Below are 22,828 nucleotides of genomic sequence, written 5' to 3' on the forward strand. Positions count from 1 at the left end.
CATATTAGTCCGGTTGTCAGCGGCGTTCTTCTTTTTCAGGATGAAAGCCGGGCATACCGCCTGCCCTTTGGAAACATGCACGGCCCTTTTGTACCAATGGCGTCTTGTACCGGTCAGTCTTTGCTGGCCGAGAATTCGGCAAAAAACAGGGCCTGACTGATCATGGCCTTGAGCAGATCTTTGTTGAATGGCTTGTTGACCAGGAAGGTTGGCTCAGGCCTTGTACCTGTCAGGAGTCGTTCCGGGAAGGCCGTGATGACGATTATCGGGATCTGTTCGCTGCGCAGGATGTCGCTTGCGACATCAATGCCGGAACTGCCGTCGGCAAGCTGGATATCCACCAGCAGCATGCCCGGATTTTCACGCTCATAAAGCGTGATTGCTTCGCTTTTGGTGCGGGCAATGCCTACAACTTCATGCCCCATGCTTTCGGCAATCTGTTCAATGTCCATGGCAATCAAAGGTTCATCCTCAACAATTAGGATGCGGGTGGCGTCCTGTCGGGATATTTCGGCAGATGCCGCACCTATGAGCTGAGACAGTTCGCGTTCGGAAATATCAAGAATTTCCATGACTTCTCTGGGTTGGAAACCTTCGCTGGCAATGAGCAGAAAGGCTTGTCGCGGCAGGATATTCATGCGTGAAAGGGTGGCTGTCTGCGCAGCTTCGTCATGGTCACGAGATGGAACAATTGTGTTTTTTTGTTGCGTGATGAAGAGCTTGTAGAGCGCGATACGGTCGGAGGATGCTGCCGGGAACAGGCCAGGATCTGTGATGAGCGTTTCCAGCATTGCAGCGACACAGTGGTCACCATTTTTTTGTGACCCTATCAATGTACGCGAAAACCGACGCAAAAAGGGTAGATGCGGCGCGATACGCGTCGATAATGGCATACTGCTTGCTCCTTTCCTGCCATGTAAGTCATTGAAATATCAAATGACATTCTGGCAATTTGATTTTAAAATATTCTTATTAAATCATCAAATCCTAGCTAACATATTCTTTGATCCCTGCGTGATTATAATCAAAAACAGTAACATTCAAAAATAATGCTGGATGTGTTGCATTTTGGCGGGAACTTTCTGTTTAAATATGCATTAATGCTTGCAGAAGAGCAGCGTGTAAGGGTGTTACGCAAGCGTCTATGAAGATCCTGTGATGAAAAAAATAAAACCATATCAAAAAGAGGACGAAGACGGTTCGGTTCGGCAGATTCAGGAGGACCTGCTGGAGGCGGACAGCGAAGTCAGCCGTAAACTGCGCATTTTTTTTGATTCCATACAGGAAGAGGCAATACCAGAACGTTTTTTAAGCTTGCTTGAGAAGCTGGACAGGGCAGAATTAACGCTGGCTGGTAAGGGGGGTGCTTATGGGCAGTCGCAACCTCCCGAAGACTAATCGGGAAACGCAGTTCAAACGCGATTTGCTGGCGTCGTTACCAAGCTTGCGCGCCTTTGCTGTTTCCCTGATCGGGCAGGCGGATCGTGCGGATGATCTGGTTCAGGATACGATCATGCGGGCCTGGGCAAAACAGGATAGTTTTGTTCCCGGCACCAATATCAAGGCTTGGCTTTTTACCATTTTGCGTAATGGATATTATACGCAAATGCGCAAGCATGATCGTGAGGTGCAGGATACCGATGGCCTGTTCAGTGAGCGCCTGGCCATCCATCCTTCGCAATATGGTGCGCTCGACATGCAGGATTTCCGCGTGGCGTTGGAACAATTGCCGGATGATCAGCGTGAGGCCATCATCTTGGTTGGCGCGTCCGGCTTTTCTTATGAAGAGGCTGCAGATATCTGTGGCTGTGCGGTTGGAACGGTCAAAAGCCGTGTCAGCCGCGCGCGTGCGCGTCTTCAGGAAATATTGCAGATCGAAAGCGAGGCAGATTACGGCCCCGATGCCGATTCATCGCAGTCCACCATGCGCAGTTTCTATTAGAGCAGTCGAGGAAAAGTGAAAACCGGGGTTCGGCGGGAAGGCGACAAGCATCCTGCCTGAGCAATGCGGCATTTCCGGCGGAATCTGAGTTCTCGAACGCAGATCTGTGGCCGGGCCAGGTTTGCAATATAGCCGGGCAATCTTCCCCTGAGAACAAACCGGCTGGCTGCTGCGGTGGCCAGTCAGTTGTTTTTGTCGGTTTTCTTGTTCTGCCCGGACAGAAACTCAGCCAGCGCAATTCCGGCCAATGGGACAAGTATGCCCAGCACGGGTCGTTTCAGAATGGCAGGAATTGCCGCCATGGCCGCGGTTGCCATGATATTGGCTTTCTCGGCTTCTATGCGTTGTTGGCGTTTTTTTTCTTCCGAGACCGCGATGGCCTTGATGATCGCCAGTGCAACCAGTGCCAGAATGAATGCAATGGCTGCCAGGATCAGCGCACTGATTGGTGCGCTGTAATGCTGAGCCAGGGCAAGATAGGCGGCAAAGCACAGGAACAGGAAGCCGGTGAGGCCAAAAAGGACCACGACACCAATGCTGATGGATATGCGCTTTGCGCGCCCTGTCAGAAGACGGGCTTCATCGGCCATGAGTTCAGCGATGAGCGGTGAGAGCAATTTCAGCATGATGATCTCAGCGGCGTGAGAGTTTCGCCAGAATATAACCGATGCCGAGGGCTGTCGCCAAAGCCGTCAAGGGCCGTTCGCGCACGGCCTCTGTCAATTGCGTTTCAAGGTCGAGCGCCTTGTTCTTCAACGCATCGGCGACATCTTCGCCCTGCGCATAAGCGCTTTCATAGCTCTTGCGTGCAGACTGGCTGGCGGTCTGGACGGTGGCGGAGCCGATATTGCCAAGCGTGGCAGCAATGGCGGCAATATCCTGTTTGAGCTGTTCGATCTGTTTCTGCAACGTCTCTGCGTCAGAATTTTTCAGGCCATCTTCAGCCGTATCGTTCAGTTCCTTGATCTTCGAAGCTGCACGCGCCATGGTGTTTGTCCTTTGCGAAGTTGCGCCCTGTTTGATCAGTATAGATGCATTTCACAAATGACATAGTTGCATATTGCCACGACATCAGACAACAGCAAGCATACGCCCGCGCGCACTTTGTGCGTGAAAAGGTAAATGGCACAGTTTTTGGCGACGGGTCTGCGTTGAATTATGCGAGAAGCATATAGGCCGCGCAGGCAAGCAACACGGCGGCCAGACCGATATAGGTTCGCCTGAGACCAGAGTGTCCTGCGGGCTGTGCATCTTCTTCTGCTGCCATGGCAATCCGCGCTGCATTTTCAATTGCGTGAATATCCTTCAGCAACATGTCTCGATTCTCCTCCCAAAGCCCATGTGCCACCCTGTGACCAGGATGACGTTCCAGGTCATGGATTTGAAGCATGGCCTGATTTGCATACTATCTGCAATATCCTATTGTGCAATTTTCCTGTCGAGTGTCACTATTCTGGGTGCGTTGGCGCATTTGATAAAAATATGACTTGAAGTATCATGTTTTTGGTGTTTTAGACAGGCACAGGCAAGGCGGGCAAAAATGAGCGTAAACTCATTTCCTGCATGGAATATCGAAGGCAAGTCAATGACCGGTATCTGGCGAAAGCATATTATTGCAGCGGTAATGAGCATGGGTATGTTGAGTGCAGCTTTTGCGTTCATCAATCCGGTTGCCGCTCAGGAAACGCCCGTGCAGGCAGAACCGCCAACCCTGATACGATCGCAGACTGCGCCAGTTACTCCAGCATCTGAACCGGTTGCTGCGCCTGCAGCCGACGCTGCACCGGCGCCAGCATCGGCTGAACCAGCACCTGCCGTGCCAGCCGTTCAGCCACCATTGCCCGTCGATAATCCGGTTTCTGTTCCGCAGGCATCTGTTGAGGCTGAACGCGATGCGCGTCTGCCGCATGATCTGTCGCCCTGGGGCATGTTCATGGCTGCGGATGTGGTCGTCAAGGCGGTCATGATAGGCCTGGCTTTTGCCTCTTTGTTGACCTGGACAATCTGGCTTGCCAAGACTCTGGAATTGACGGCGGTCACCCGCAGCGCAAAAAAGGCCCTGAAGATCATTGGGCATTCGGCAACACTCGGTGAAGCAGCCCAGGCCTTGGCCAATGTGAAAGGCACGGGCGCCATACTCGTTCGTTCGGCAGAAGATGAAGTCCGCCTGTCTTTGCCGGTTCTGGCAGAAGTTGGCGGCGAGGGGTTGAAAGAGCGGGTATCTTCACGCCTGTCGCGCATTGAAGCGCGTGCAAGCCGCCGTCTTTCCAAGGGAACTGGCGTTCTGGCGACCATTGGTTCAGTTGGTCCGTTCGTTGGCCTGTTTGGTACGGTTTGGGGTATCATGAACTCCTTCATCGGCATCAGTGAATCACAGACGACCAATCTGGCGATTGTGGCGCCTGGTATTGCCGAAGCGCTGCTTGCAACCGCGATTGGTCTGGTCGCCGCCATCCCGGCGGTGGTGATCTATAACGTGCTTGTCCGCGCCATCACTGGCTATAAGGCACTTCTGGCCGATGCTTCCGCCGGCGTTGAACGTCTTGTCAGCCGGGATCTGGATTTCCGGGCGGCAGGCATTCGCGAAAGCAAGCTTCACGCTGCGGAGTAAAATCATGGCAGGCAAGATACGTGAAGGCGGTGGCGACGATCTCGAACTGAATCATGAGATCAATGTCACACCATTCATCGACGTGATGCTGGTTCTGCTGATCATTTTCATGGTCGCAGCTCCGCTTGCAACGGTTGATGTCAAGGTTGATCTGCCTGCTTCCACGGCAGCGCCGCAGCCGCGCCCTGAAAAGCCGCTTTATGTCACGCTGAAGCAGGATCTCTCATTGAGTGTGGGCAATGACAGTGTTGCCCGCGAGCAGCTTGGTGCCATGCTCGACCGGGTCACGCAGAATAATAAGGAAACCCGCATTTTCCTGCGTGCTGACAAGACGGTTGATTATAGTGATCTGATGCAGTTGATGAATCTTCTGCGTGAGGCGGGCTATCTGAAAATTGCGTTGGTTGGTCTTGAAGCAGCCGGAGGCACGGAAACTTCTGCGGCGCAGCCAGCCACTCAGAGGGGCGCGCAATGACCTCCATCCTTCCACCGGATCATCCGCCGATCAAGGCAGCTTCAGAGGATGCCGACCGTCGCACCTTCTGGCATGATGCTGGCCGCTGGATTTGTGCCGGGGCGATTGTTCTTGCGGCGCATGCTGCCGGTGCTTATGTGGTGCAGGCCATGCGCCCGGCTGAAGAACCGCATGGGGCAGAAGTTGCCGCCATGGTGGTCGAGTTTGCGCCAGAGCCAATGGCACCGGTTGAAGAGCAGATTTCCGAGGTTGCACAGGCTGCCACGTCGCCTGAGGAAGCTGTTGAGCCGGAGCCTGTGAAAGAGCCAGAACCTGAGCCTGAACCGGTTCAGGAACAGCCGGTGGAGGAAACCGTGCCGGATGTGGTCGAAGCGCCCAAGCCGGAAGTTGTCCTGCCCAAGCAGGTGAAAAAGCCGGTTGAGAAACCGGTTGAAAAAACGGTCAAGAAGGTTGAAAAACCGAAGCCGGAGAAGCCAAAGCGCAAGGTTGAAAAACAGCCAAGCGAAAAGGCTGAAAAGGCGCGTGAGACGAAAGTCGCCAGTGCGCCATCGCTGGATGCCAATAGCGGTCCGCGTGTGGCTGCAAACAGGCAGGGCGCCAACAATTCCACGCCGGGCGTCAACACCAATCGCTGGAATGCCATTCTTCAGGCCCATATGGCGCGCAATGTGCGCTTCCTGCAGCGCAAGGCTGGTGGCAAGGCAAAAGGGCTGGTCCGCGTCCAGTTCGTGATCGATCCGACTGGCAATGTTCTGTCGGCCCGTCTTGCTGGCACGTCCGGTGATCCGACGGTGGACAAATTGGCAGTCGAAGCCGCGCATCGCGCTTCGCCGGTTCCTGCGCCGCCGCCTGCAATGGCGCGTGCAAGACTATCGATCGTCTTGCCACTGCGTTTTCAGTAAGACCGGCCTGCCAGATCCGTTTCCGGGAAAAGCAAGAACCGGTCTTCCGCCGGAAACTGTGTAACATGCCGAAGCATTTAAGGAAGTTTCCGTGCAAATCTGAACGTTCAAAGCCCCGCATCCTCTGATACGGGCTTTGTTGATGATGGCAGGCATTGGACGCCGCTTTCGCAAAGCGTTGGCTCAGCTTGCAGCAATGGCCTGCCGCATGGATAGGCCATTGCTGATTGCATTGCGCTCGTCCGCTTTTACGTGGAGGTGAGTGCTACTGCCGGCAGAAGGCGCGAGGCCTTGCGCGCTGGCAGGAAACCGAAGATCAGGCCGGTTGCAAAGGCACAGGCAAAGGCCAGGATGACCGGGCCGGGACTGTAGGCAACATTGACGCCCGCCAGCGAGGCAAGGCCTGCAAAGCCTAGGCCAAGGCCCACGCCAATGGCGCCGCCAATCGACGACACGGTGAGGGACTCAATGATGAATTGCAGCAGAATATCCCGCCGCCTTGCACCGGTTGCCATACGCACCCCGATTTCTCGTGTGCGTTCCGTCACGCTGACCAGCATGATGTTCATCACGCCGATACCGCCGACCAGCAGGGATATTGCTGCGACCGATCCCAAAAAGACTTTCAACGTGTTCGACATGGCCGCAGCATCCGCGCGGATGGACGACATATTGGTGATCATCGTGTCCTTGCGTTTGTGGCGTTCATCCAGCAATGCCTGAATCTGTTCCTGCGTTATGTCGATCAGATCGCCGTCCTTGACCTGCACGGTAATCGTGCGCACATATTTCTGGCCAAACAGGCGCAGATTGCCGGTGGTCAGCGGTATGATCACGACGTCGTCCTGGTCACTGCCGCCAAAGCCGGCTCCCTTGGGTTCCATGACGCCGATGACCTGAAACGGAATTTTCTGGATCAGGATATATTGTCCGATCGGATTGCTGCCATCCGGAAACAGGGTTTTTTCAACCGTCTTGCCGATGACAGCCACCGGCGCGAAAGTGTCCATATCTTCCTGGCTGATGAAGTCGCCCGCGGCAACTTTCCAGGATTTGGCTTCGGAAAAGGCCGGCACAGTACCATTTGCCTGGGACTGATAGTCTATATTGCCACGTCGAAGCGTAACGCTGCTGCTGACCTCCGGCACGGCCGACTTGATATTGGGCAGCTCCAGGATTGCGTCTGCGTCTTCCGGCACAAGTGTTGCTATGGATCCTGTGCCACGGAAGCCTGCCATGGATGGACGCACCAGGATCAGATCCGTACCGAGCGCATTGATCTTCTCCATGATGGTATTTTGCGCACCGGTACCGATAGCCAGCATGGTGACGACCGAACTGACCCCGATGATAATGCCAAGCAGGGTAAGGATGGTGCGGAAAATATTGGCCCGCAATGCGCGCATTGCCATTTTGATCGATTCAGAAATGTCAGCAATGCTGGCAGCATTCCATCGTTCCGGTGCGGGTTGGGCGTAGACCTCCTGGACAGGAGCTGCATCCGGTTTGGTCGTGTCGGACAGGATCATGCCGTCACGAATTTCAATCAGGCGGTCGGCCTGTTCGGCGACCTCCCGCGCATGGGTGATGACAATGACCGTGTGCCCCTGCTGGTGCATGGAACGCAACAGTTCCATGACCTCCTTGCCGCTCTGGCTGTCCAGCGCGCCGGTTGGTTCGTCCGCAAGGATGATGCGGCCGCCATTCATCAATGCGCGTGCGATGGACACGCGCTGTTGCTGACCACCCGAAAGCTGCGTGGGGCGGTGGTCAAGCCTGTCGCCCAATCTGAGTGCAGTCAGCAATTCAGCCGCGCGCGCCCTGCGCTCATTACTGGGCGTGCCCGCATAAATGGCTGGCACCTCGACATTTTCCAGCGCGGAAGATGTCGGGATCAGGTTATAGCTCTGGAAGATGAAGCCGAAGGTGCGCCGTCGCAGGGCGGCAAGGGCATCGGCATCAAGCATTGATACGTCATCGCCTTCAAGCAGATAGGATCCGCTGGTCGGGCTGTCGAGACAGCCCAGAATATTCATCAGTGTCGACTTGCCAGAGCCGGATGCACCAATGATGGCGACGAATTCGCCTGCCTTGATGTCCAGCGTGATGCCACGCAGCACTTCAACGGCAACATCGCCATTGAAGAAGGTCTTGCGGATATCGCGAAGACGGATGAGAGGCTGTTCTTCTGTCATCTTATCTGCCATCAGAAGAATGGGCCACCTGGGCGGGGGCCACGCGGGCCGGACTTGCCATCGCCATCTGCCGTGCTGGATGCCGAGGTGACAACCACCTTTTCGCCTTCCCGGAGGCCACTCTTGATTTCAGCCTGAACGCGGTTTTTCACGCCAACTTCAACCGGTCTGATCTCCAGGCTGCCATCGTCCTTGACGACCTTGACGCTGTAGCTTGCCTTGTCATCGTCGTCAGAGGTGCCTTCATTCTTCCGGATCAGGGCAGAAACAGGAACGAGCAGCACATTATCCGCCTCGCCAATGACGAAATAAACCTGCGCGCTCATGTTGATCATCAGCTCGCCATCCGGATTTGGTACGTCAAACAATGCGTTATAAAGGACCACATTGTTTTCGGTCTGCGGTGTTGGTTTGATCTGGCGCAGAGTGCCGCGGAACTTCTTGTGGGGCTGTCCGAGCAGCGTGAAATAGACCGGCATGCCGATCTTCAGGCGGCTGATATCGGCTTCGGAAACTTGTGCCTCCACGGTCATGGTCGAGAGATCGGCAACGGTAATCACCGTTGGCGCGCTTTGCACGGCATTCAGGGTTTCCCCTTCCTTGGCGCTTTGATCAACAACCGTTCCGGTCATCGGGCTGTAAATATTGGTGTAGCCGAGATCAACCTTGTAACTGTCAAGCTGTGCTTCCTGCTGGCGGATCTGGGCCTTCAGGGCTTTGACATCGGCTTCCGCCATTGCAAGCTCGGCATTGGCCTGGTCGACCGTTGACTGGGAAACCCCGCGTGATGCCAGAAGCGTCTTCTGGCGTGCGGCATTGAGCTCTTTCAGCTTCAGCTGTGCCTGTTTGCTTTGCAATTGCGCATAAAGATTATCAATCTGCGCCTGGGCGCTTTCGACACGCTTTTCGGATGGTGTTGGATCAATTTCGGCGACCAGCTGGTTTTCCTTGACATGGTCACCAATCTTGACTTTCACGCTGATGAGCTGGCCGGAAACCTGTGCGCCGACATTTACGCTGCGCACGGCATTCAGCTTGCCGACAGCGGTGATGGTGTCTTCAATTTGGCCGCGTGTGACAGCTTCGGCAAGATATGCGGTTTTCTGACCTTCTGCCCGGTTGCCTCCCCAGAAATACCACCCGGCAGCAAACATTGCCAAAGCAACACAGGCAATCAGCTTCCAGTGGCGCGGACGCTTGTGCGGAGGGGCAAATTTTGCTGGGCGTGAAGCGGTATTGGTTGATCCAGTATTTGGAAACACTATAAACCTCTAGAACATTCGTTTGGCTGACGCAGGCATGTCACGACATGCTTTGTGCAGTCTCGCAGGTCTTATCCTTGGAATTAATCGATTTCACGTTAATGTTTCGTCATGTTGAAAAATATCGCGCCCAATAATCGCTCTTCAAAATGGCAAAAAAAGGAACAACGACCTTTTTGTTGCATGCAGACTGCTTTGCGCTCGTTGTCGAGCTATTTTTCTCATTCGTTTTCATGATCCGTTTCAGCCCGAGAGTGACCAGTCGAGTGCATTGCAATAGTGCATCGAAGCCGTTCTGATCTTTCAAATCGCTTGTTCGCTCACCAAATGATCAAGGCCCAACTGTTCGTGACGCGTGCATAATTCACAGCCTTTATGGCTTAGAAAGTTGCATGCTGAAATCCTATTTAGTTGTGAAGGGCGTCTTGAATGGCCTGTCGCGATTAATCCGCATCATTATTGTTCTGTTGCAGGGCAGCGGCACTTGTGATGGAATCATGTCGCGTGCCATGTCTCAGCCTGTTTTCGATATGTGACGAAGCTATGCCAGGGATTGGCTTGCAGTACATTGATCGGCATGGTTGCTGCCTGTGATAAAATTTCAATAAGTATGGCAGACGGCTTGACGAATCCCGTCAGGATCAATAATGGAACAGCCAGCATCATTTCCAACGTGATGAAGTGATGGCGGATGGCCTCGTGGCGGAGTGGTTACGCAGAGGACTGCAAATCCTTGCACCCCGGTTCGATTCCGGGCGAGGCCTCCAAAAAATCTCAATAAAATCAATATATAATATTGAGTGAACAGGAATGACGCTGTCATTCATGTTGCGCTATGTTGCGGCATAATATCGCCATTACAAATAACTTCGGCCAAATGCTGCATTTGATATGCATTACATTCAGCGCGAGTTTCACAAAGCCGATGTTAAACAGCCTGAACAGCCGGTTTATTGTACGATGGAACGGCGAAGGAAATCTGGCCCGGCCAATCTGCAAGACTTGGTGATTGCTTGTCATGCATGGGTTTGTCACGTGCCGGACGACAGCGCGGAGCATTTGAGGATGCCTATCTTGCGGCAAGTCTTTATCCGCATCAGCAAGGTGCAGACGGTTATCGCCAATGGTTAATTCCTGGCCGCAGCCCGAGAACCTGCCCCCATGTCTCCCCACGCCCCCGTGATGCGTTGTCGCGGTGCCCACCCAAGCGCAGAACGCAGAATATAGGCAGAAAACTGCTACGGCCTAGGCCGAAAGCTTCAGATTTCATGAAACCGGTCAACTGTGTACATTGCCGGCTACCTTTTTGCAAAACAGAATAATTAAATCATTTCTATAAAAATTGGAAAAATTTTATTCCGCCATCGTTGACAGGTTCTCAGAAAAGGCCCACAAATTTGATCATGGGACAGCGGGGGAGCGCTGTTACCGAGGGAGGACCATATGCGTACATTCTTCATGAAGCTGGCCTTGATTGCCGGTATTTCGACCATGGCATTTTCGGCGCATGCAAATGGTAATTTGAACCTGATCTGTTCAGCTGATGTCGTGATCTGCGAGCAGCTGAAAGGCATGTTCGAAAAGGAAACCGGCATTCAGGTCAATATGGTGCGTCTGTCTTCTGGCGAGACCTACGCCAAGGTTCGGGCAGAAGCGCGCAACCCGAAAACGGATATCTGGTGGGGTGGCACGGGCGATCCGCATTTGCAGGCCGCCAATGAAGGGCTGACGTTGGAATATAAATCCCCGATGCTTGATCAGCTGCAGGACTGGGCGCTGAAACAGGCAGAAAGCGCAGGCTACAAGACGGTTGGCGTTTATGCCGGTGCGCTTGGCTGGGGCTACAATACCGATTTGCAGAAGCAGAAGAATTTCAAGGAGCCGCTCTGCTGGGCCGACCTGCTTGATCCTTCGCTTAAGGGTGAAATCCAGATGGCCAACCCGAATTCGTCGGGAACAGCCTATACGGCACTGGCTACGCTGGTCCAGCTGATGGGTGAGGACAAGGCGTTTGAATATCTCGCCAAACTCAATGACAATGTTTCGCAATATACCAAGTCAGGCTCTGCGCCGGTAAAATCGGCTGCGCGTGGTGAAAATGGCGTTGGTGTTGTGTTCATGCATGATGCTGTTTCCATGACGGCGGAAGGTTTCCCGATCAAGCCGGTCGCGCCATGCGAAGGCACGGGCTATGAAATCGGCTCCATGTCGATCATCAAGGGTGCCAAAAATCTGGAAAACGCCAAGAAATTCTATGATTGGGCGCTGAAAGCCGAAGTGCAATCCACGATGAAGGATGCCAAATCCTTCCAGCTTCCTTCCAACAAGAATGCGGAAGTGCCGAAAGAGTCGCCACGTTTTGAGGACATCAAGCTGATTGATTACGACTTCATCACCTATGGCGATCCGCAAAAGCGCAAGCAGCTGCTTGAACGCTGGGACAAGGAAATCGGCGCCAAGGCCAATTGATTGGCGCCACTGAGGCAATCCGGGTGGCCCCGATCTGCTCCGGTTTGAGAGATCAGGCCGGAGCGGGCAGCCTGCATTTCAGCTGTGTTGAAACAATTGGAAGTGAAATATCATGAAACAGCATGACAGGCGGTTGGACTGGGTCTTTGCTCTGGCTTTCATGGCTTGCTGTCTCTTGCCGTGGTATCGCGTCGAGGATGGTTTCTTCCGCTTCGGTTGGATAGGCCCTGAATGGCAAGACCAGGCCATAGCGCCGGCTCTTTTGCAGATCCTGTTTTTGGGCCGCCCGTGGCTGGCTGTTCTTCTGGTGCTGTTTGCTGTCGCCTTTTGCGCGCGCTGTTTTCTGAAAGGCAGGAAGCGTACAACGCTTTTGATCTGTTCAAGCGTCGTCGGCATTGCCTATCTGGCCCTGGAAGGTCTGGCGATCGGCTTTTCCGGCTGGAACTGGACGATTGCCGAAACGCTGTTTGGGACGCTCTCGAATGGCCAGCCTGCCTTTGGCGCTGGCGCTGTCCTGTCAGGCATCTGCTTTCTTTTGATTTTGTCATTCGGGCTTGCTGAGCGCGGTGTGCTGAAGGGAGATGCCTTTGTGATTTCCTCCATCACGCTTCTGGTGGCGCTGGTCGGTGTTTTTGTCTTTTATCCGGTCCTCAGCATGTTTGTTGGGGCCGTGCAGGATTTTGACGGTTCATTCAAGCCGGATGGTTTTCTTGAAAACATCCGCTCTGAATCGATCTGGAGTTTGTCCTGTGTGATTTCGGATGGCCGCTGTGGTGTGGCCTGGCGCACGCTGTGGCTTGCGATCATGACAGCCCTTGGCTCTACCATGCTTGGCCTGGCCTTTGCTTTGGTGGCAACACGCACCAGTTTCCCCTTCAAGAAAGGGCTCAGACTGCTAACGGTTCTGCCAATCATTACGCCGCCTTTCGTGATTGGCCTCGCCTTGACGCTGCTGTTCGGCCGCGCCGGCGTGGTTACGGTCTTTCTGGCGGATATTTTTGGCATTGAACCAGGACGCTGGCTTTATGGCCTGACCGGAATCTGGATTGCGCAGGTCCTGTCCTTCACGCCGATCACATTTCTTGTCCTGATCGGCGTCGTGGAGGGGGTATCCCCCTCCATGGAAGAAGCGTCGCAAACCTTGCGCGCAGATCGCTGGCGGACATTTAGCCGGGTTTCATTGCCTTTGATGGCGCCGGGTCTCGCCAATGCCTTTCTGATCTCCTTCATCGAGAGCATGGCAGATTTCGGCAATCCCATGGTGCTGGGGGGCAGCCATGGCGTGCTATCGACGGAAATCTTCTTCGCCGTTGTGGGCGCGCAGAATGATCCATCCCGTGCGGCAGTGCTGGCTATCATCCTGTTGTGTTTTACGCTGTCGGCCTTTCTCATTCAGCGTCTGTGGCTGTCGGGCAGGAATTTTGCAACCGTCACCGGCAAGGGCGACAGCGGCGTTCATGCTGCCTTGCCGACGCCATTGAAGATCGGCGTCTATGCGGTCGTGCTGCCATGGATGATTTTCACCGTGGTGGTCTATGTGATGATCATTTTTGGTGGTTTCGTGCGCACATGGGGGCTCGATAACACACTGACGCTTGATCATTACAGGCGCGCATTTTCCGTAAGCTGGGCAGAGGGCGGTCTTGCCTGGACCGGGGTGGCGTGGAACTCGTTCTGGACCACAATGGAAATTGCGCTTCTTTCTGCACCTCTGACTGCTGCCGTTGGTCTTCTCACTGCCTATCTCGTCGTGCGTCAGCGCTTTATCGGCCGCAATATCTTTGAATTTGCCCTCATGCTGAGTTTTGCCATTCCGGGGACAGTCATCGGTGTCAGCTATATCATGGCCTTCAACCTGCCGCCGCTTGAAATGACGGGCACGGCCCTGATCCTGATAGCCTGCTTTGTCTTCCGCAACATGCCGGTGGGCGTGCGGGGTGGCATTGCAGCCATGAGCCAGCTGGACAAGAGTCTGGACGAGGCCTCGCTGACATTGGGGGCCAATTCTTTCCGCACTATCCGCAAGGTGATCCTGCCACTCTTGCGGCCAGCCATCACGGCCGCGCTGGTCTATTCCTTTGTGCGCGCCATCACCTCCATCAGTGCGGTGATTTTCCTCGTCTCGGCTCAGTACAATATGGCGACGGCCTATATTGTCGGGCTGGTTGAAAATGGTCAGTTCGGCGTGGCCATAGCCTATTCCTCCGTCCTGATCTTCGTCATGATCTTTGTGATTGGCTTGTTCCAGTTGCTGGTGGGCGAGCGTCGCCTACGCCGGGAAAACCGCGTCGCCAATGCTCCTCGCCGTTCCCTTGTCGAACAGGAGAAGACCGCATGACCAAAATCCGTGCCGGTTCCGTAAAATTTGAACATGTGAAAAAGACTTTCGGGAATTTCACCGCACTGCCGGATTTGTCACTGGAGGTCGAACCAGGAACGCTGGTAACCCTGCTTGGGCCTTCCGGCTGTGGCAAGACGACAACTCTGCGGCTTCTGGCAGGACTTGAACATCCGACATCCGGGCGGATCCTGATCGATGGCAAGGATGTCACCATGCTTCCGGCGAATGAACGTGATGTGTCGATGGTGTTCCAGTCCTATGCGCTGTTTCCGCATATGAATTCGCTGGACAATGTCGCCTATGGTCTTGAATCGTCCGGCATGAAGAAAAATGAAGCGCGCGAACGGGCAGAAGAGGGGCTGAAACTGGTCGGACTTGCCGGTATGGGACATCGTCTGCCTGCTGAACTTTCCGGCGGGCAGCAGCAGCGTGTGGCTGTGGCGCGCGCCCTTGTTCTGGAGCCGCAGGTTCTGTTGCTGGATGAGCCCTTGTCCAATCTGGATGCGCGTTTGCGCCGTCAGGTGCGTACCGAAATCCGTGAACTGCAGCAGCGGCTCGGCTTTACCGCTGTTTATGTCACCCATGACCAGGACGAGGCGCTTGCCGTGTCCGATCGCATCATTGTCATGAAGGAAGGGCATATTGCCCAGCAAGGCACGCCGCGCGAGCTTTATGAAGCGCCAGCTTCCGCCTTTATCGCGGATTTCATGGGGGAGGCCAATGTCATTCCCTGTGAAGTGCTTGGCGTGGAAAACGGCATTGCAGAAATCCGTGTCGGACGGGCTTTGCATCGTTTGCCTGCCGCAAATGCCCAGCCTGGCCCGGCACAGCTTGCCATCCGCCCCAATGCGGTGACGCTGATGCCTGATGACAAAGGTGACTTTCCGGGGCGCGTCGCACATTCCGCCTATCTGGGCGATCATATCGAATATGAAATCGAAACCGAATTTGGCCGTCTGTTCTTTGTCGATTCCGACATCAACGAACCGCTGCCCGGCCAAACGGATGTTTCCATCCATTTCAAAAACCGCGGGCTCGCGCTCATCGCACAATGAGGCCGCGGATAACCGTCCATTCGCAACAATCGGGAAAAGTCTGAAATGTCCCAGGAAATCGCTGTACGCTGGAAACTGGCGGAAAAGATTGCCGAAGAGGCAGGCGCCTTGGCGCTCGATTATTACAACAAGCGTGACTCACTCGTCATTGAAACCAAGCGTGATCCGCAGGATGTGGTCTCCATCGCTGACCGCAATGTGGAAAAACTGATCCGTGAACATGTGACGAAACATTTCCCCGAAGACGGTTTTCTAGGGGAGGAATTCGGCCTCAATGAAGGCAGTTCCGGTTTCACCTGGGTGGTGGATCCCATTGATGGCACCAGTCCCTTTGTCAATGGCATGCCGAACTGGTGTGTTTCCATCGCCGTCCTGCAGGACAATGATCCGGTGATTGGCGTCATCCGTGCGCCTTGTTTTGACGAGACCTACAGTTCGGCCAAGGGATATGGGGCAAGCCTCAATGGCAAGGCACTGATGCTTGATACAACGCGCACCGTGCAGAATGGCGTGACCGGCATTGGCTCGAACAATTATGTGCCACCGCAAAGCGTGGCCAGAACCATTGAAAATCTGCTTGAACTGGGTGGCAATTTCATCCGCAATGGTTCCGGCGCGCTGATGCTTGCCTATGTCGCCGCCGGGCGTCTGGTTGGCTATTACGAGCCCTATATGCATGCCTGGGATTGCATGGCAGGCTTCAATCTTGTGCGTGAGGCGGGCGGATATGTCCATCCGTTCCCGGTTGAAGGCGAGCTTTTGAAAAAGGGCAACAAGGTTTTCGCCGCAGCCCCCGGCGCTGTTGCCGACCTGAAAAAGGTGGCGCAGCTCGATTGAGTTTCGCCGTTGAAACAGGATCAGGATGAGCCGCAGCACTTGCGGCTCAGGCAGCATTCTTTCTTGATGGTAGACTTTCTTGATGGCAGATTGCCACACTGAAGCGGGCATCCGGAAGCAGAAGGCGCAGAGACCGTAAACAGAAACCTCGATCCTGATCGCCATCAAGATCGAGGTTTTCAACCAGTCTGCAATGGAATCGCAGCGCTTACCGGACTGGATTGTCGCGCTGATAAATCCAGTCGTGATCGGGATGGTTCTTGAAGCGCCATTTGCGCAACGGGCCGGCCATGACATTGAGATAATACATTTCATAGCCATAGGGAGCGCCGCATGGGTGATGGCCCTTGGGAACAAGCACGACATCGCCATCGGATACGGCCATTGTCTCATCCAGTGAACCATCCTCGGTAAAGACGCGCTGGAAGCCGAACCCCTGCGCCGGATTGAGGCGATGATAATAGGTCTCTTCCAGATAGGTCATGTGCGGGAAATTGTCCTCATCATGACGATGTGGCGGATAGGATGACCAATTGCCCTGCGGGGTGAATACTTCCGTCACCAGCAGGCTGTCGGCAACGTCACGCCCTTCCATGGCAATATTGTAGATATGGCGCGTATTCGCTCCCTGTCCGCGTGTTTCCAGGTTCAACCCTTCCGGCCCCAGTTTCTGGGCTGGGCGGCCGGGCTTGCCTGGTGCGGTGCAGACAGCCAGCGTGCAGTCGGTTGTTGCCACGGCCTGCCATTCACTTTGCGCCGGGACATAAAGGCAATGCGGCGGCAGTTTTTCAAAAACCGACAGGCGTGCGCCCATTTCGCCAAAATCCTCGCCTGCGGCCGTAATTTCCGCCTTGCCCTCTACCAGAACCAGAATGACTTCCCGGTCATGCGTCGCTTCGGCTGCCGTTTCGCCTGCCTTGAGACGGTAGAGGCCAAAGCCGACGTAACCCCAATTGGCGCTTTCGGGGGTGATATCATGCACCTTGCCATGACTACCCACGGGCTTGCGTAATAAACTGGCCATGCTGATCCTCCCTGCGTTCAGTCAGAGACCCGCCTCATGGGCGAAGGCCTTGAGCGATTTCAGGCCAAGGCTCTGATATTCAAACGGATTGCGCACGTCCGGATCCTGTTCTGCCTCAATCACCAGCCAGCCCTGGTAATTGTGCCGGGCGGCAATGTGCAGGACAGGGACAAAATCAACGCCTCCTTCCGTATCGCCCGGAACCGTGAAGACACCGCGCCGGACAGCCTCAAGGAAGGAAAGCTGCTCTTTTTCCACCTGGGCCGCAATGGCTGGGCGGACATTCTTGGCATGAATATGCCCGACACGATGCATATGTTTTTTCGCAACCCGTTCCGGATCGCCGCCACCAAACAGGCAATGGCCGGTATCAAGCAGCAGCTTTGTATGCGGGCCCGTATGCTGCATCAACAGGTCAATTTCTTCTTCAGTCTGAACAATAGTGCCCATATGGTGGTGATAGACGAGATCAATCCCCTGTTGCGCCGTATAGGCGGCAATTGCCTCCACATTTGCGCCAAAACTTGTCCAAAGCGTGGGGTTCAGAACGGGACGCTTGCTGAGCGGTTTGTCATCGTCGCCATGAATGGCGTTTGAGGTTTCACAGACGATGATGACCTTGCTGCCCATGGCCTTGAGCAGATCAAGGGCTGGCTGGATGGCTTGCTTTTCTGCTTCGACCGAATGCGTGAGCAAGTTGAGCGAGTGCCAGCCGGAAACATAGCGCAGACCGCGCGGCGCAAGAACGGCCTTGAGCGCCTCTGCTTCCTGCGGGAACTTATGGCCCTTTTCGATGCCGTCGAAACCAATCTGCGAAGCCTCGTCAAGGCATTGTTCGAGACTGATATGCGCGCCAAGGCTGCGGTCATCGTCATTGGACCAGGCAATCGGATTTGTACCGTAAAGGATCATGATCAGTTTCTTTCCTTGAGCTTGGCTTCATAGTTCCTGCGTGCATCGCGTACCTGCTGGCGCTCGGAGACTTCAGGTACTGCGACATCCCACCAGAAACCGCCGGTTTCCGGCGTCGGATAGGGGTCTGTATTGATGACGATGACGGTCGTGACCGTGGCATTGCGTGCTTCTATCAGCGCTTCTTCCAGTTCGCTGATGGAAGAGACCTTGATGGCCTGTGCACCCATGGCGGCGGCATGGGCGGCAAAGTCGATCTGTGACGGGTTCACATGCACGGTGTGATCGAGAAGATTGTTGAATTCGGCGCCGCCTGTTGCCATTTGCAGGCGATTGATACAGCCATAGCCGCGATTGTCAGTCAGCACCACGGTGATCTTGATACCCATGGTAACGGAGGTTGCCAGTTCCGAATTGGCCATCATGTAGGAGCCATCACCAACCATCACGATCACATCGCGTTCCGGCTCGGCCATCTTGATGCCAATGCCGCCGGCAATTTCATAGCCCATGCAGGAGTAGCCATATTCCATGTGGTAGGACATGGGGCGACCGGCTTTCCAGAGCTGGTGCAATTCACCGGGCATGGTTCCGGCGGCGCACATGACGACAGTATTTTCCTGTGCCGCCCGCTGGACTGCACCGATGACCTGCATGTCGGTGGGCAGTTGATTGTTGTTTGATGGGGCCGCAGTGAAACGGTCGGCCGCCTCGAACCATTTCGCTTTAAGGCTCTTGTCGGGTGTGCGGGCCTTGTGGTTGCCGAGAGCAGCGCTCAATGCCTCAAGTCCGATTCTTGCATCGGCCACCAGCGACAGGGAACCATGTTTATGGCTGTCATAGGGCTGCACATTGAGTGAAAGCAGCTTGCGTCTTTCGCCCCGGAAGAGAGCCCATGAGCCGGTGGTAAAATCCTGAAAGCGGGTGCCGACGCCGATCACCAGATCGGCTTCTGCGGCAAGCGCATTGGCACTGTCCGAGCCTGTAACACCGACAGGGCCGAAGTTCAGTTCATGATCCCATGGCAAGGCGGACTTGCCCGCCTGTGTCTCCACGACAGGAATTTGATGTTTTTCAACGAAGTTGCGCAATGCATCATGCGCGAAGGAATAATGTACACCGCCGCCTGCAATGATCAGCGGCTTTTGCGCGGCCCTGATTGCGGCAACTGCCTCATCAAGCTCATGCACATCCGGGGCAGGGCGACGCCAGTACCAGATCCTGGGTGCAAAAAACTCCTCTGGCCAGTCATAGGCTTCAGCCTGAACATCCTGACAGAAGGCAAGTGTTACCGGGCCGCAATCGGCAGGATCCGTCATGGTACGAAAAGCGCGCGGCAAAGCGGTGAGCAATTGTTCCGGACGGCTGATACGGTCAAAATAACGGCTGACGGGGCGGAAACAGTCATTGGCACTCACCGTGCCATCCTGGAAATCCTCAATCTGCTGCAGGACAGGATCAGGGCCGCGATTGGCAAACACATCGCCGGGAATGAACAGAACCGGGAGGCGGTTGACATGTGCCAGTGCTGCCGCAGTGACCATATTGGTCGCGCCTGGGCCAATGGAGGAGGTGACGGCACAGGCACGTCGGCGGCCAAGCTGCTTGCTATAGGCAATGGCGGCATGCGCCATGGTCTGCTCATTATGTCCGCGCCATGTCGGCAATTTGTCACGAATGCCATAGAGCGCTTCCCCCATGCCGGCGATATTGCCATGGCCGAAAATGGCCCAGACACCGGCGATGAAGGGCACACCCTCCGGCGTAAGCTGGTTGGCCAGATAGCGAACCATGGCTTGCGCCGCTGTCAGTCTCACGCGTTTCATTCCTTCCTCCCGTCAGCCTTTCTCAGGGTATGAGAAAGGCTATACTCTTGTCCGATCGTGTCTGTGTCCTGCCTTAGGCCTGCGCAGGGCTGCGCACCTTGTCCCATATGGTGCAGAGCGCCCGATAGCGTTGTGTCATGTCGGCAATCGCCTGTTCGTCCGTTATCGTGCCGGCAAGCCATTTGCGTGCGGCCTCCCCGAAAATGGTGCGGCCAACTGCGAAACCTTTCACCAGATCAAATTCTGCCGCAATCCTGAGGCTGGCTTCCAGTTCGGCAATGGGCGCATCCAGACCGAGCACGACAATGCCGCGCGTATACGGATCATTGCGGACAATGGCTTCACAGGCATTCTGCCATGCCTGACGACTGCGCAGCGGTTCCAGTTTCCACCAGTCCGGATAGACGCCCAGTTCATAGAAGCGCTCGATAACGGCTGCCGTTGTCGTGTCATCGACCGGGCCGGATTTGGAACTGATGATTTCCAGCAGGAATTCCAGCCGGTTGCGCCGCGCTGCCGTAAACAGGCGCTGTACCGTTGCTTCCTGCTGTCGTTTCATCTCTTCGCTGTCATCCGGATGATAGAAGCACAGCACCTTGACGACATGCTCCAGCGGCCATTCGATCAGGCCACCGCAATCGACCCCGAGTTCAGGCTCCAGTTCCAGTGGACGCGATCCCGGCCATTCGGTTGGCCGGCCAATCCACAGCCCGGTTCCGGCAGCGCGATAAAGCGCATCGCGTCCGAGGCGGTGATCACACAAGATGCCATAGCCAGGCTGGTTGTTGGCAACCGCAAGGGCTGCATCAAGGCAAAGCTGCTTGAAGACCGCAATCCTGTCATTATCGGCACCCACCTCGCGGGCGATTTCTTCAAGCTGCAGGCGATGGTCAAAGGCAAAGACCCGCATATGCGGCCATTCAACTGTGCGATTGGTCGACCAGTGGATCTGCTCAAGCTTTTGATCCTTGCGCAGCGCCTTGTTCTTGATGCCCGTTTTCAGGAAATATTGCAGCTCTTCCCAGCTTGGATAGGCTGGCGTGCAACCATGACGGGAAACGGCAAAGGCGCCGCAGGCATTGGCATATTTGAGGCTGGTCGACCAATCTTCGCCCCTGAGCCATCCACGCAAGAGACCTGACATGAAGCCGTCACCGGCGCCGAGGACATTGAACACCTCAATCGGAAAAGCCTGACCGCTCTGGCCTTTCTCAATGTCGTCGGGAATATCGCCTTCAAACAGGACGGCGCCCCTGGAGCCGCGCTTGCAGACCAGCACGGCCTTGGTCACCTTGCGGACATTCTTGAGCGCCTGCAGCGTATCGGTCGTACCACCGGCAATGTGGAATTCCTCCTCGGTGCCAACGATCAGATCGAACAAATGCAGGGTGGATTGCAGCTTGCTTGTGACTGCGTCAGAGGCAATGAAACGGTTTTCTCCATCGCCATGCCCCGAAAGTCCCCAGAGGTTGGGGCGGTAGTCAATGTCGAGTGCAGTTCTGCTGCCGTTATCGCCTGCAAGCCTGAGGGCCTTGAGAACCGCTGCTTCCGTGCGCGGATGCGACAGATGGGTGCCGGTGGCAACAACACATTCCGCCTCGGCAATGAAATCAGGGTCGATGTCATCCTCACACAGCGCCATATCGGCGCAGTTTTCCCGATAGAAAATCAGCGGAAACTGTTCCTGATCACGAATGCCAAGAATGACGAGAGCGGTCAGGCGTTCCGGATCGGTGACGATCCCGCGTGTGTCCACGCCTTCGCGCTGCAGCTCACGCAACAGAAAACGCCCCATGTGCTCATCGCCCACGCGGGTAATCAGGGCAGATTTCAGGCCAAGCCGCGCCGTGCCTGTGGCAATATTGGTGGGGGAACCACCAACATATTTGTTGAACGAGGCCATGTCCTCCAGCAGGCCCCCGATCTGCGCACCATATAGATCAACGGACGAGCGTCCTATTGTTATCAAGTCCAGTCGCTTCACCGTTGCCTCCCTCATAATTCCACCGGTAATGCATGTCTGGCAGAAGCTGACATATGTTAAAAATTCCATTTTTGATTAAAATAGATTTATTATTCTATTTCAAGTTAAAAGATGGAATTTCCAGCCTTGTTATGCGGTGTGTTTGCTGCCAACGGCGACTGCGAGCGTTATTGCGAGGCACAGCGTGGCCGAAAGGGCACGGAACGAGCCAAAATCCACTTCGGAAACGAGGAGAGAATGTTTGGCAAATTTGCACATTGGACTGACGATGGTGTCCGTGATGGCGATGACATCGATTCCTTTTTGGGCGCTGGTCTTGCACAGGTCGATGGTTTCCGGGGAATAGGGGGAGAACGTAATGCCCAGCACGACATCACCCGGGCGGATGGTGTGGCGATTGTCCAGCTTGCCAACGGTTGAGTGCAGCACTGCGGGAATTTGCATTTTCTCAAAGGCATAGGCCAGATAGCTGGCAACCGGAAAGGCGCGGTTCAGTCCGATGATATGAATCAGTTCTGCCTTGGCGATGCAATCGACGGATTGCTCCAGCGCCTGCACTTCCACGGTCTTGAGTAGGCTTTCAATTGATGTGCGCGCGGCTTCTGCAAATTCAGCCAGCAGGGCTGGAGCGCTGTTTGCTGCGGTTTTGCGCAAATGCTCAAGCCGCGTATTATAGTCGGGCCAGCCGCCCGAATAATTTTCACGAAACAGCTTCTGCATTTCCGAATAGCCCGAAAAGCCGAGCATTTGACAAAAGCGCATGAAGGCAGAGCTTTGTACCCCTGCGCCTTCAGCCATTTCCGCAACGGTGGAAATGGCAATGCGGTCCTGGTTGGTGGCAACATAATCGGCGCATTGTTTGAGCCTTTTCGGCAAGCGATCGGCAATATCCAGAAGCCTTTGCTCAAATTCCTTGACGCTGCTTGGTGGGGTATTGTTTGATTCTTGGGGGACGCTCATGCTGGCATGTACCTCTGGGGAAAATTTCCGTGC

At 55.0% G+C, this 22,828-nt stretch carries 21 protein-coding genes and 1 tRNA gene; 11 read left to right on the top strand and 11 right to left on the bottom strand.

Going from position 1 to position 22,828, the window contains the following annotated elements; genetic code table 11:
• Nucleotides 1–113: 113 nt before the first annotated feature.
• A complete protein-coding gene (locus tag ACFO1V_RS14000; protein WP_374831168.1) occupies nt 114–893 on the bottom strand; it encodes a response regulator in 780 nt (259 codons plus the stop codon).
• A gap of 265 nt (nt 894–1,158) precedes the next feature.
• On the opposite strand from ACFO1V_RS14000, the gene ACFO1V_RS14005 reads away from it, so the two are divergent.
• Together ACFO1V_RS14005 and ACFO1V_RS14010 are read left to right on the top strand one after the other, a co-directional pair.
• Nucleotides 1,159–1,398, top strand: a complete 240-nt coding sequence (locus ACFO1V_RS14005) for a NepR family anti-sigma factor (protein WP_374831170.1) — start codon at nt 1,159–1,161, stop codon at nt 1,396–1,398.
• A complete protein-coding gene (locus tag ACFO1V_RS14010; RefSeq protein ID WP_374831172.1) occupies nt 1,370–1,942 on the top strand; it encodes an RNA polymerase sigma factor in 573 nt (190 codons plus the stop codon). The genes ACFO1V_RS14005 and ACFO1V_RS14010 overlap by 29 nt, the downstream gene beginning before the upstream one ends.
• Before the next feature lie 182 nt (nt 1,943–2,124).
• Here ACFO1V_RS14010 and ACFO1V_RS14015 read toward each other — a convergent pair whose 3' ends face one another.
• The 3 genes from ACFO1V_RS14015 to ACFO1V_RS14025 all read right to left on the bottom strand — a co-directional run bounded on the left by ACFO1V_RS14015 (nt 2,125) and on the right by ACFO1V_RS14025 (nt 3,257).
• Nucleotides 2,125–2,568, bottom strand: coding sequence for a phage holin family protein (locus ACFO1V_RS14015; protein ID WP_374831174.1), 444 nt, complete (start codon nt 2,566–2,568; stop codon nt 2,125–2,127).
• A 7-nt stretch (nt 2,569–2,575) separates the two neighbouring features.
• A complete protein-coding gene (locus ACFO1V_RS14020) occupies nt 2,576–2,929 on the bottom strand; it encodes an ElaB/YgaM/YqjD family protein (RefSeq protein ID WP_374831176.1) in 354 nt (117 codons plus the stop codon).
• A 169-nt stretch (nt 2,930–3,098) separates the two neighbouring features.
• On the bottom strand, nt 3,099–3,257 hold the full coding sequence (locus ACFO1V_RS14025) for a hypothetical protein (RefSeq protein ID WP_374831178.1): 159 nt from the start codon (nt 3,255–3,257) through the stop codon (nt 3,099–3,101).
• 270 nt (nt 3,258–3,527) lie between these two features.
• Here ACFO1V_RS14025 and exbB point away from each other — a divergent pair, with 270 nt between their 5' ends.
• Genes exbB through ACFO1V_RS14040 form a run of 3 tightly spaced genes read left to right on the top strand, consistent with a single transcriptional unit; the run spans nt 3,528 to nt 5,930 of the window.
• Nucleotides 3,528–4,553, top strand: a complete 1,026-nt coding sequence (exbB, locus tag ACFO1V_RS14030) for a tonB-system energizer ExbB (RefSeq protein ID WP_374831260.1) — start codon at nt 3,528–3,530, stop codon at nt 4,551–4,553.
• Between the two features lie 4 nt (nt 4,554–4,557).
• A complete protein-coding gene (gene exbD / locus ACFO1V_RS14035; RefSeq protein ID WP_374831180.1) occupies nt 4,558–5,028 on the top strand; it encodes a TonB system transport protein ExbD in 471 nt (156 codons plus the stop codon).
• Nucleotides 5,025–5,930: an energy transducer TonB family protein gene (locus tag ACFO1V_RS14040; protein WP_374831182.1), complete on the top strand. Its 906-nt coding sequence runs from the start codon at nt 5,025–5,027 to the stop codon at nt 5,928–5,930. The genes exbD and ACFO1V_RS14040 overlap by 4 nt, the downstream gene beginning before the upstream one ends.
• Nucleotides 5,931–6,178: 248 nt before the next feature.
• Here ACFO1V_RS14040 and ACFO1V_RS14045 read toward each other — a convergent pair whose 3' ends face one another.
• Entirely contained in the window at nt 6,179–8,125 is a 1,947-nt protein-coding gene (locus tag ACFO1V_RS14045) for a MacB family efflux pump subunit (RefSeq protein WP_374831184.1), read from the bottom strand.
• Nucleotides 8,126–8,136: 11 nt separating this feature from the next.
• Nucleotides 8,137–9,387 (bottom strand): efflux RND transporter periplasmic adaptor subunit, encoded by a 1,251-nt coding sequence (locus tag ACFO1V_RS14050; protein ID WP_465251728.1) that lies wholly within the window; start codon nt 9,385–9,387, stop codon nt 8,137–8,139.
• Nucleotides 9,388–9,779: 392 nt separating this feature from the next.
• Between ACFO1V_RS14050 and ACFO1V_RS14055 the strand changes: the two genes are divergently transcribed.
• From ACFO1V_RS14055 to ACFO1V_RS14080, 6 genes are all read left to right on the top strand, one after another.
• The gene (locus tag ACFO1V_RS14055) at nt 9,780–9,923 is read left to right on the top strand and encodes a hypothetical protein (protein ID WP_374831186.1); all 144 of its coding nucleotides are present in this window, start codon (nt 9,780–9,782) and stop codon (nt 9,921–9,923) included.
• Nucleotides 9,924–10,080: 157 nt separating this feature from the next.
• Nucleotides 10,081–10,154 (top strand) — tRNA-Cys (locus ACFO1V_RS14060).
• A gap of 676 nt (nt 10,155–10,830) precedes the next feature.
• Complete coding sequence (locus ACFO1V_RS14065; RefSeq protein ID WP_374831188.1) at nt 10,831–11,856, top strand: ABC transporter substrate-binding protein; 1,026 nt, start codon at nt 10,831–10,833, stop codon at nt 11,854–11,856.
• Nucleotides 11,857–11,968: 112 nt separating this feature from the next.
• Complete coding sequence (locus ACFO1V_RS14070; RefSeq protein ID WP_374831190.1) at nt 11,969–14,194, top strand: ABC transporter permease; 2,226 nt, start codon at nt 11,969–11,971, stop codon at nt 14,192–14,194.
• A complete protein-coding gene (locus ACFO1V_RS14075) occupies nt 14,191–15,252 on the top strand; it encodes an ABC transporter ATP-binding protein (protein ID WP_374831192.1) in 1,062 nt (353 codons plus the stop codon). The genes ACFO1V_RS14070 and ACFO1V_RS14075 overlap by 4 nt, the downstream gene beginning before the upstream one ends.
• A 45-nt stretch (nt 15,253–15,297) precedes the next feature.
• Nucleotides 15,298–16,089: an inositol monophosphatase family protein gene (locus ACFO1V_RS14080; protein WP_374831194.1), complete on the top strand. Its 792-nt coding sequence runs from the start codon at nt 15,298–15,300 to the stop codon at nt 16,087–16,089.
• Nucleotides 16,090–16,297: 208 nt separating this feature from the next.
• Here ACFO1V_RS14080 and iolB read toward each other — a convergent pair whose 3' ends face one another.
• The 5 genes from iolB to ACFO1V_RS14105 all read right to left on the bottom strand — a co-directional run bounded on the left by iolB (nt 16,298) and on the right by ACFO1V_RS14105 (nt 22,795).
• The gene (iolB, locus tag ACFO1V_RS14085) at nt 16,298–17,113 is read right to left on the bottom strand and encodes a 5-deoxy-glucuronate isomerase (protein WP_374831196.1); all 816 of its coding nucleotides are present in this window, start codon (nt 17,111–17,113) and stop codon (nt 16,298–16,300) included.
• Between the two features lie 21 nt (nt 17,114–17,134).
• On the bottom strand, nt 17,135–18,025 hold the full coding sequence (gene iolE / locus ACFO1V_RS14090) for a myo-inosose-2 dehydratase (RefSeq protein WP_374831198.1): 891 nt from the start codon (nt 18,023–18,025) through the stop codon (nt 17,135–17,137).
• A gap of 2 nt (nt 18,026–18,027) precedes the next feature.
• Nucleotides 18,028–19,851 carry a 3D-(3,5/4)-trihydroxycyclohexane-1,2-dione acylhydrolase (decyclizing) gene (iolD, locus tag ACFO1V_RS14095; protein WP_374831200.1) on the bottom strand — a complete coding sequence of 608 codons (1,824 nt, stop codon included), beginning with the start codon at nt 19,849–19,851 and terminating at the stop codon, nt 18,028–18,030.
• A gap of 73 nt (nt 19,852–19,924) precedes the next feature.
• Nucleotides 19,925–21,850 carry a bifunctional 5-dehydro-2-deoxygluconokinase/5-dehydro-2-deoxyphosphogluconate aldolase gene (locus ACFO1V_RS14100; RefSeq protein ID WP_374831202.1) on the bottom strand — a complete coding sequence of 642 codons (1,926 nt, stop codon included), beginning with the start codon at nt 21,848–21,850 and terminating at the stop codon, nt 19,925–19,927.
• A 114-nt stretch (nt 21,851–21,964) separates the two neighbouring features.
• Nucleotides 21,965–22,795 (bottom strand): MurR/RpiR family transcriptional regulator, encoded by an 831-nt coding sequence (locus ACFO1V_RS14105; RefSeq protein WP_374831204.1) that lies wholly within the window; start codon nt 22,793–22,795, stop codon nt 21,965–21,967.
• Nucleotides 22,796–22,828 lie beyond the last annotated feature (33 nt).

The organism is Daeguia caeni (assembly GCF_042653845.1).
Lineage (GTDB): Bacteria > Pseudomonadota > Alphaproteobacteria > Rhizobiales > Rhizobiaceae > Brucella > Brucella caeni.

Bases quoted from the DNA above. Each gene is read 5' to 3' on its own strand.
- ACFO1V_RS14070 (WP_374831190.1), top strand. From the start codon at position 11,969: ATGAAACAGCATGACAGGCGGTTGGACTGGGTCTTTGCTCTGGCTTTC.
- ACFO1V_RS14080 (WP_374831194.1), top strand. From the start codon at position 15,298: ATGTCCCAGGAAATCGCTGTACGCTGGAAACTGGCGGAAAAGATTGCC.
- exbB (WP_374831260.1), top strand. From the start codon at position 3,528: ATGACCGGTATCTGGCGAAAGCATATTATTGCAGCGGTAATGAGCATG.
- ACFO1V_RS14055 (WP_374831186.1), top strand. From the start codon at position 9,780: ATGCTGAAATCCTATTTAGTTGTGAAGGGCGTCTTGAATGGCCTGTCG.
- ACFO1V_RS14020 (WP_374831176.1), bottom strand. From the start codon at position 2,929: ATGGCGCGTGCAGCTTCGAAGATCAAGGAACTGAACGATACGGCTGAA.
- ACFO1V_RS14075 (WP_374831192.1), top strand. From the start codon at position 14,191: ATGACCAAAATCCGTGCCGGTTCCGTAAAATTTGAACATGTGAAAAAG.
- iolD (WP_374831200.1), bottom strand. From the start codon at position 19,851: ATGAAACGCGTGAGACTGACAGCGGCGCAAGCCATGGTTCGCTATCTG.
- ACFO1V_RS14100 (WP_374831202.1), bottom strand. From the start codon at position 21,850: ATGAGGGAGGCAACGGTGAAGCGACTGGACTTGATAACAATAGGACGC.
- ACFO1V_RS14005 (WP_374831170.1), top strand. From the start codon at position 1,159: ATGAAAAAAATAAAACCATATCAAAAAGAGGACGAAGACGGTTCGGTT.
- ACFO1V_RS14000 (WP_374831168.1), bottom strand. From the start codon at position 893: ATGCCATTATCGACGCGTATCGCGCCGCATCTACCCTTTTTGCGTCGG.
- iolE (WP_374831198.1), bottom strand. From the start codon at position 18,025: ATGATCCTTTACGGTACAAATCCGATTGCCTGGTCCAATGACGATGAC.
- ACFO1V_RS14025 (WP_374831178.1), bottom strand. From the start codon at position 3,257: ATGTTGCTGAAGGATATTCACGCAATTGAAAATGCAGCGCGGATTGCC.
- iolB (WP_374831196.1), bottom strand. From the start codon at position 17,113: ATGGCCAGTTTATTACGCAAGCCCGTGGGTAGTCATGGCAAGGTGCAT.
- exbD (WP_374831180.1), top strand. From the start codon at position 4,558: ATGGCAGGCAAGATACGTGAAGGCGGTGGCGACGATCTCGAACTGAAT.
- ACFO1V_RS14015 (WP_374831174.1), bottom strand. From the start codon at position 2,568: ATGCTGAAATTGCTCTCACCGCTCATCGCTGAACTCATGGCCGATGAA.
- ACFO1V_RS14010 (WP_374831172.1), top strand. From the start codon at position 1,370: ATGGGCAGTCGCAACCTCCCGAAGACTAATCGGGAAACGCAGTTCAAA.
- ACFO1V_RS14065 (WP_374831188.1), top strand. From the start codon at position 10,831: ATGCGTACATTCTTCATGAAGCTGGCCTTGATTGCCGGTATTTCGACC.
- ACFO1V_RS14045 (WP_374831184.1), bottom strand. From the start codon at position 8,125: ATGACAGAAGAACAGCCTCTCATCCGTCTTCGCGATATCCGCAAGACC.
- ACFO1V_RS14105 (WP_374831204.1), bottom strand. From the start codon at position 22,795: ATGAGCGTCCCCCAAGAATCAAACAATACCCCACCAAGCAGCGTCAAG.
- ACFO1V_RS14040 (WP_374831182.1), top strand. From the start codon at position 5,025: ATGACCTCCATCCTTCCACCGGATCATCCGCCGATCAAGGCAGCTTCA.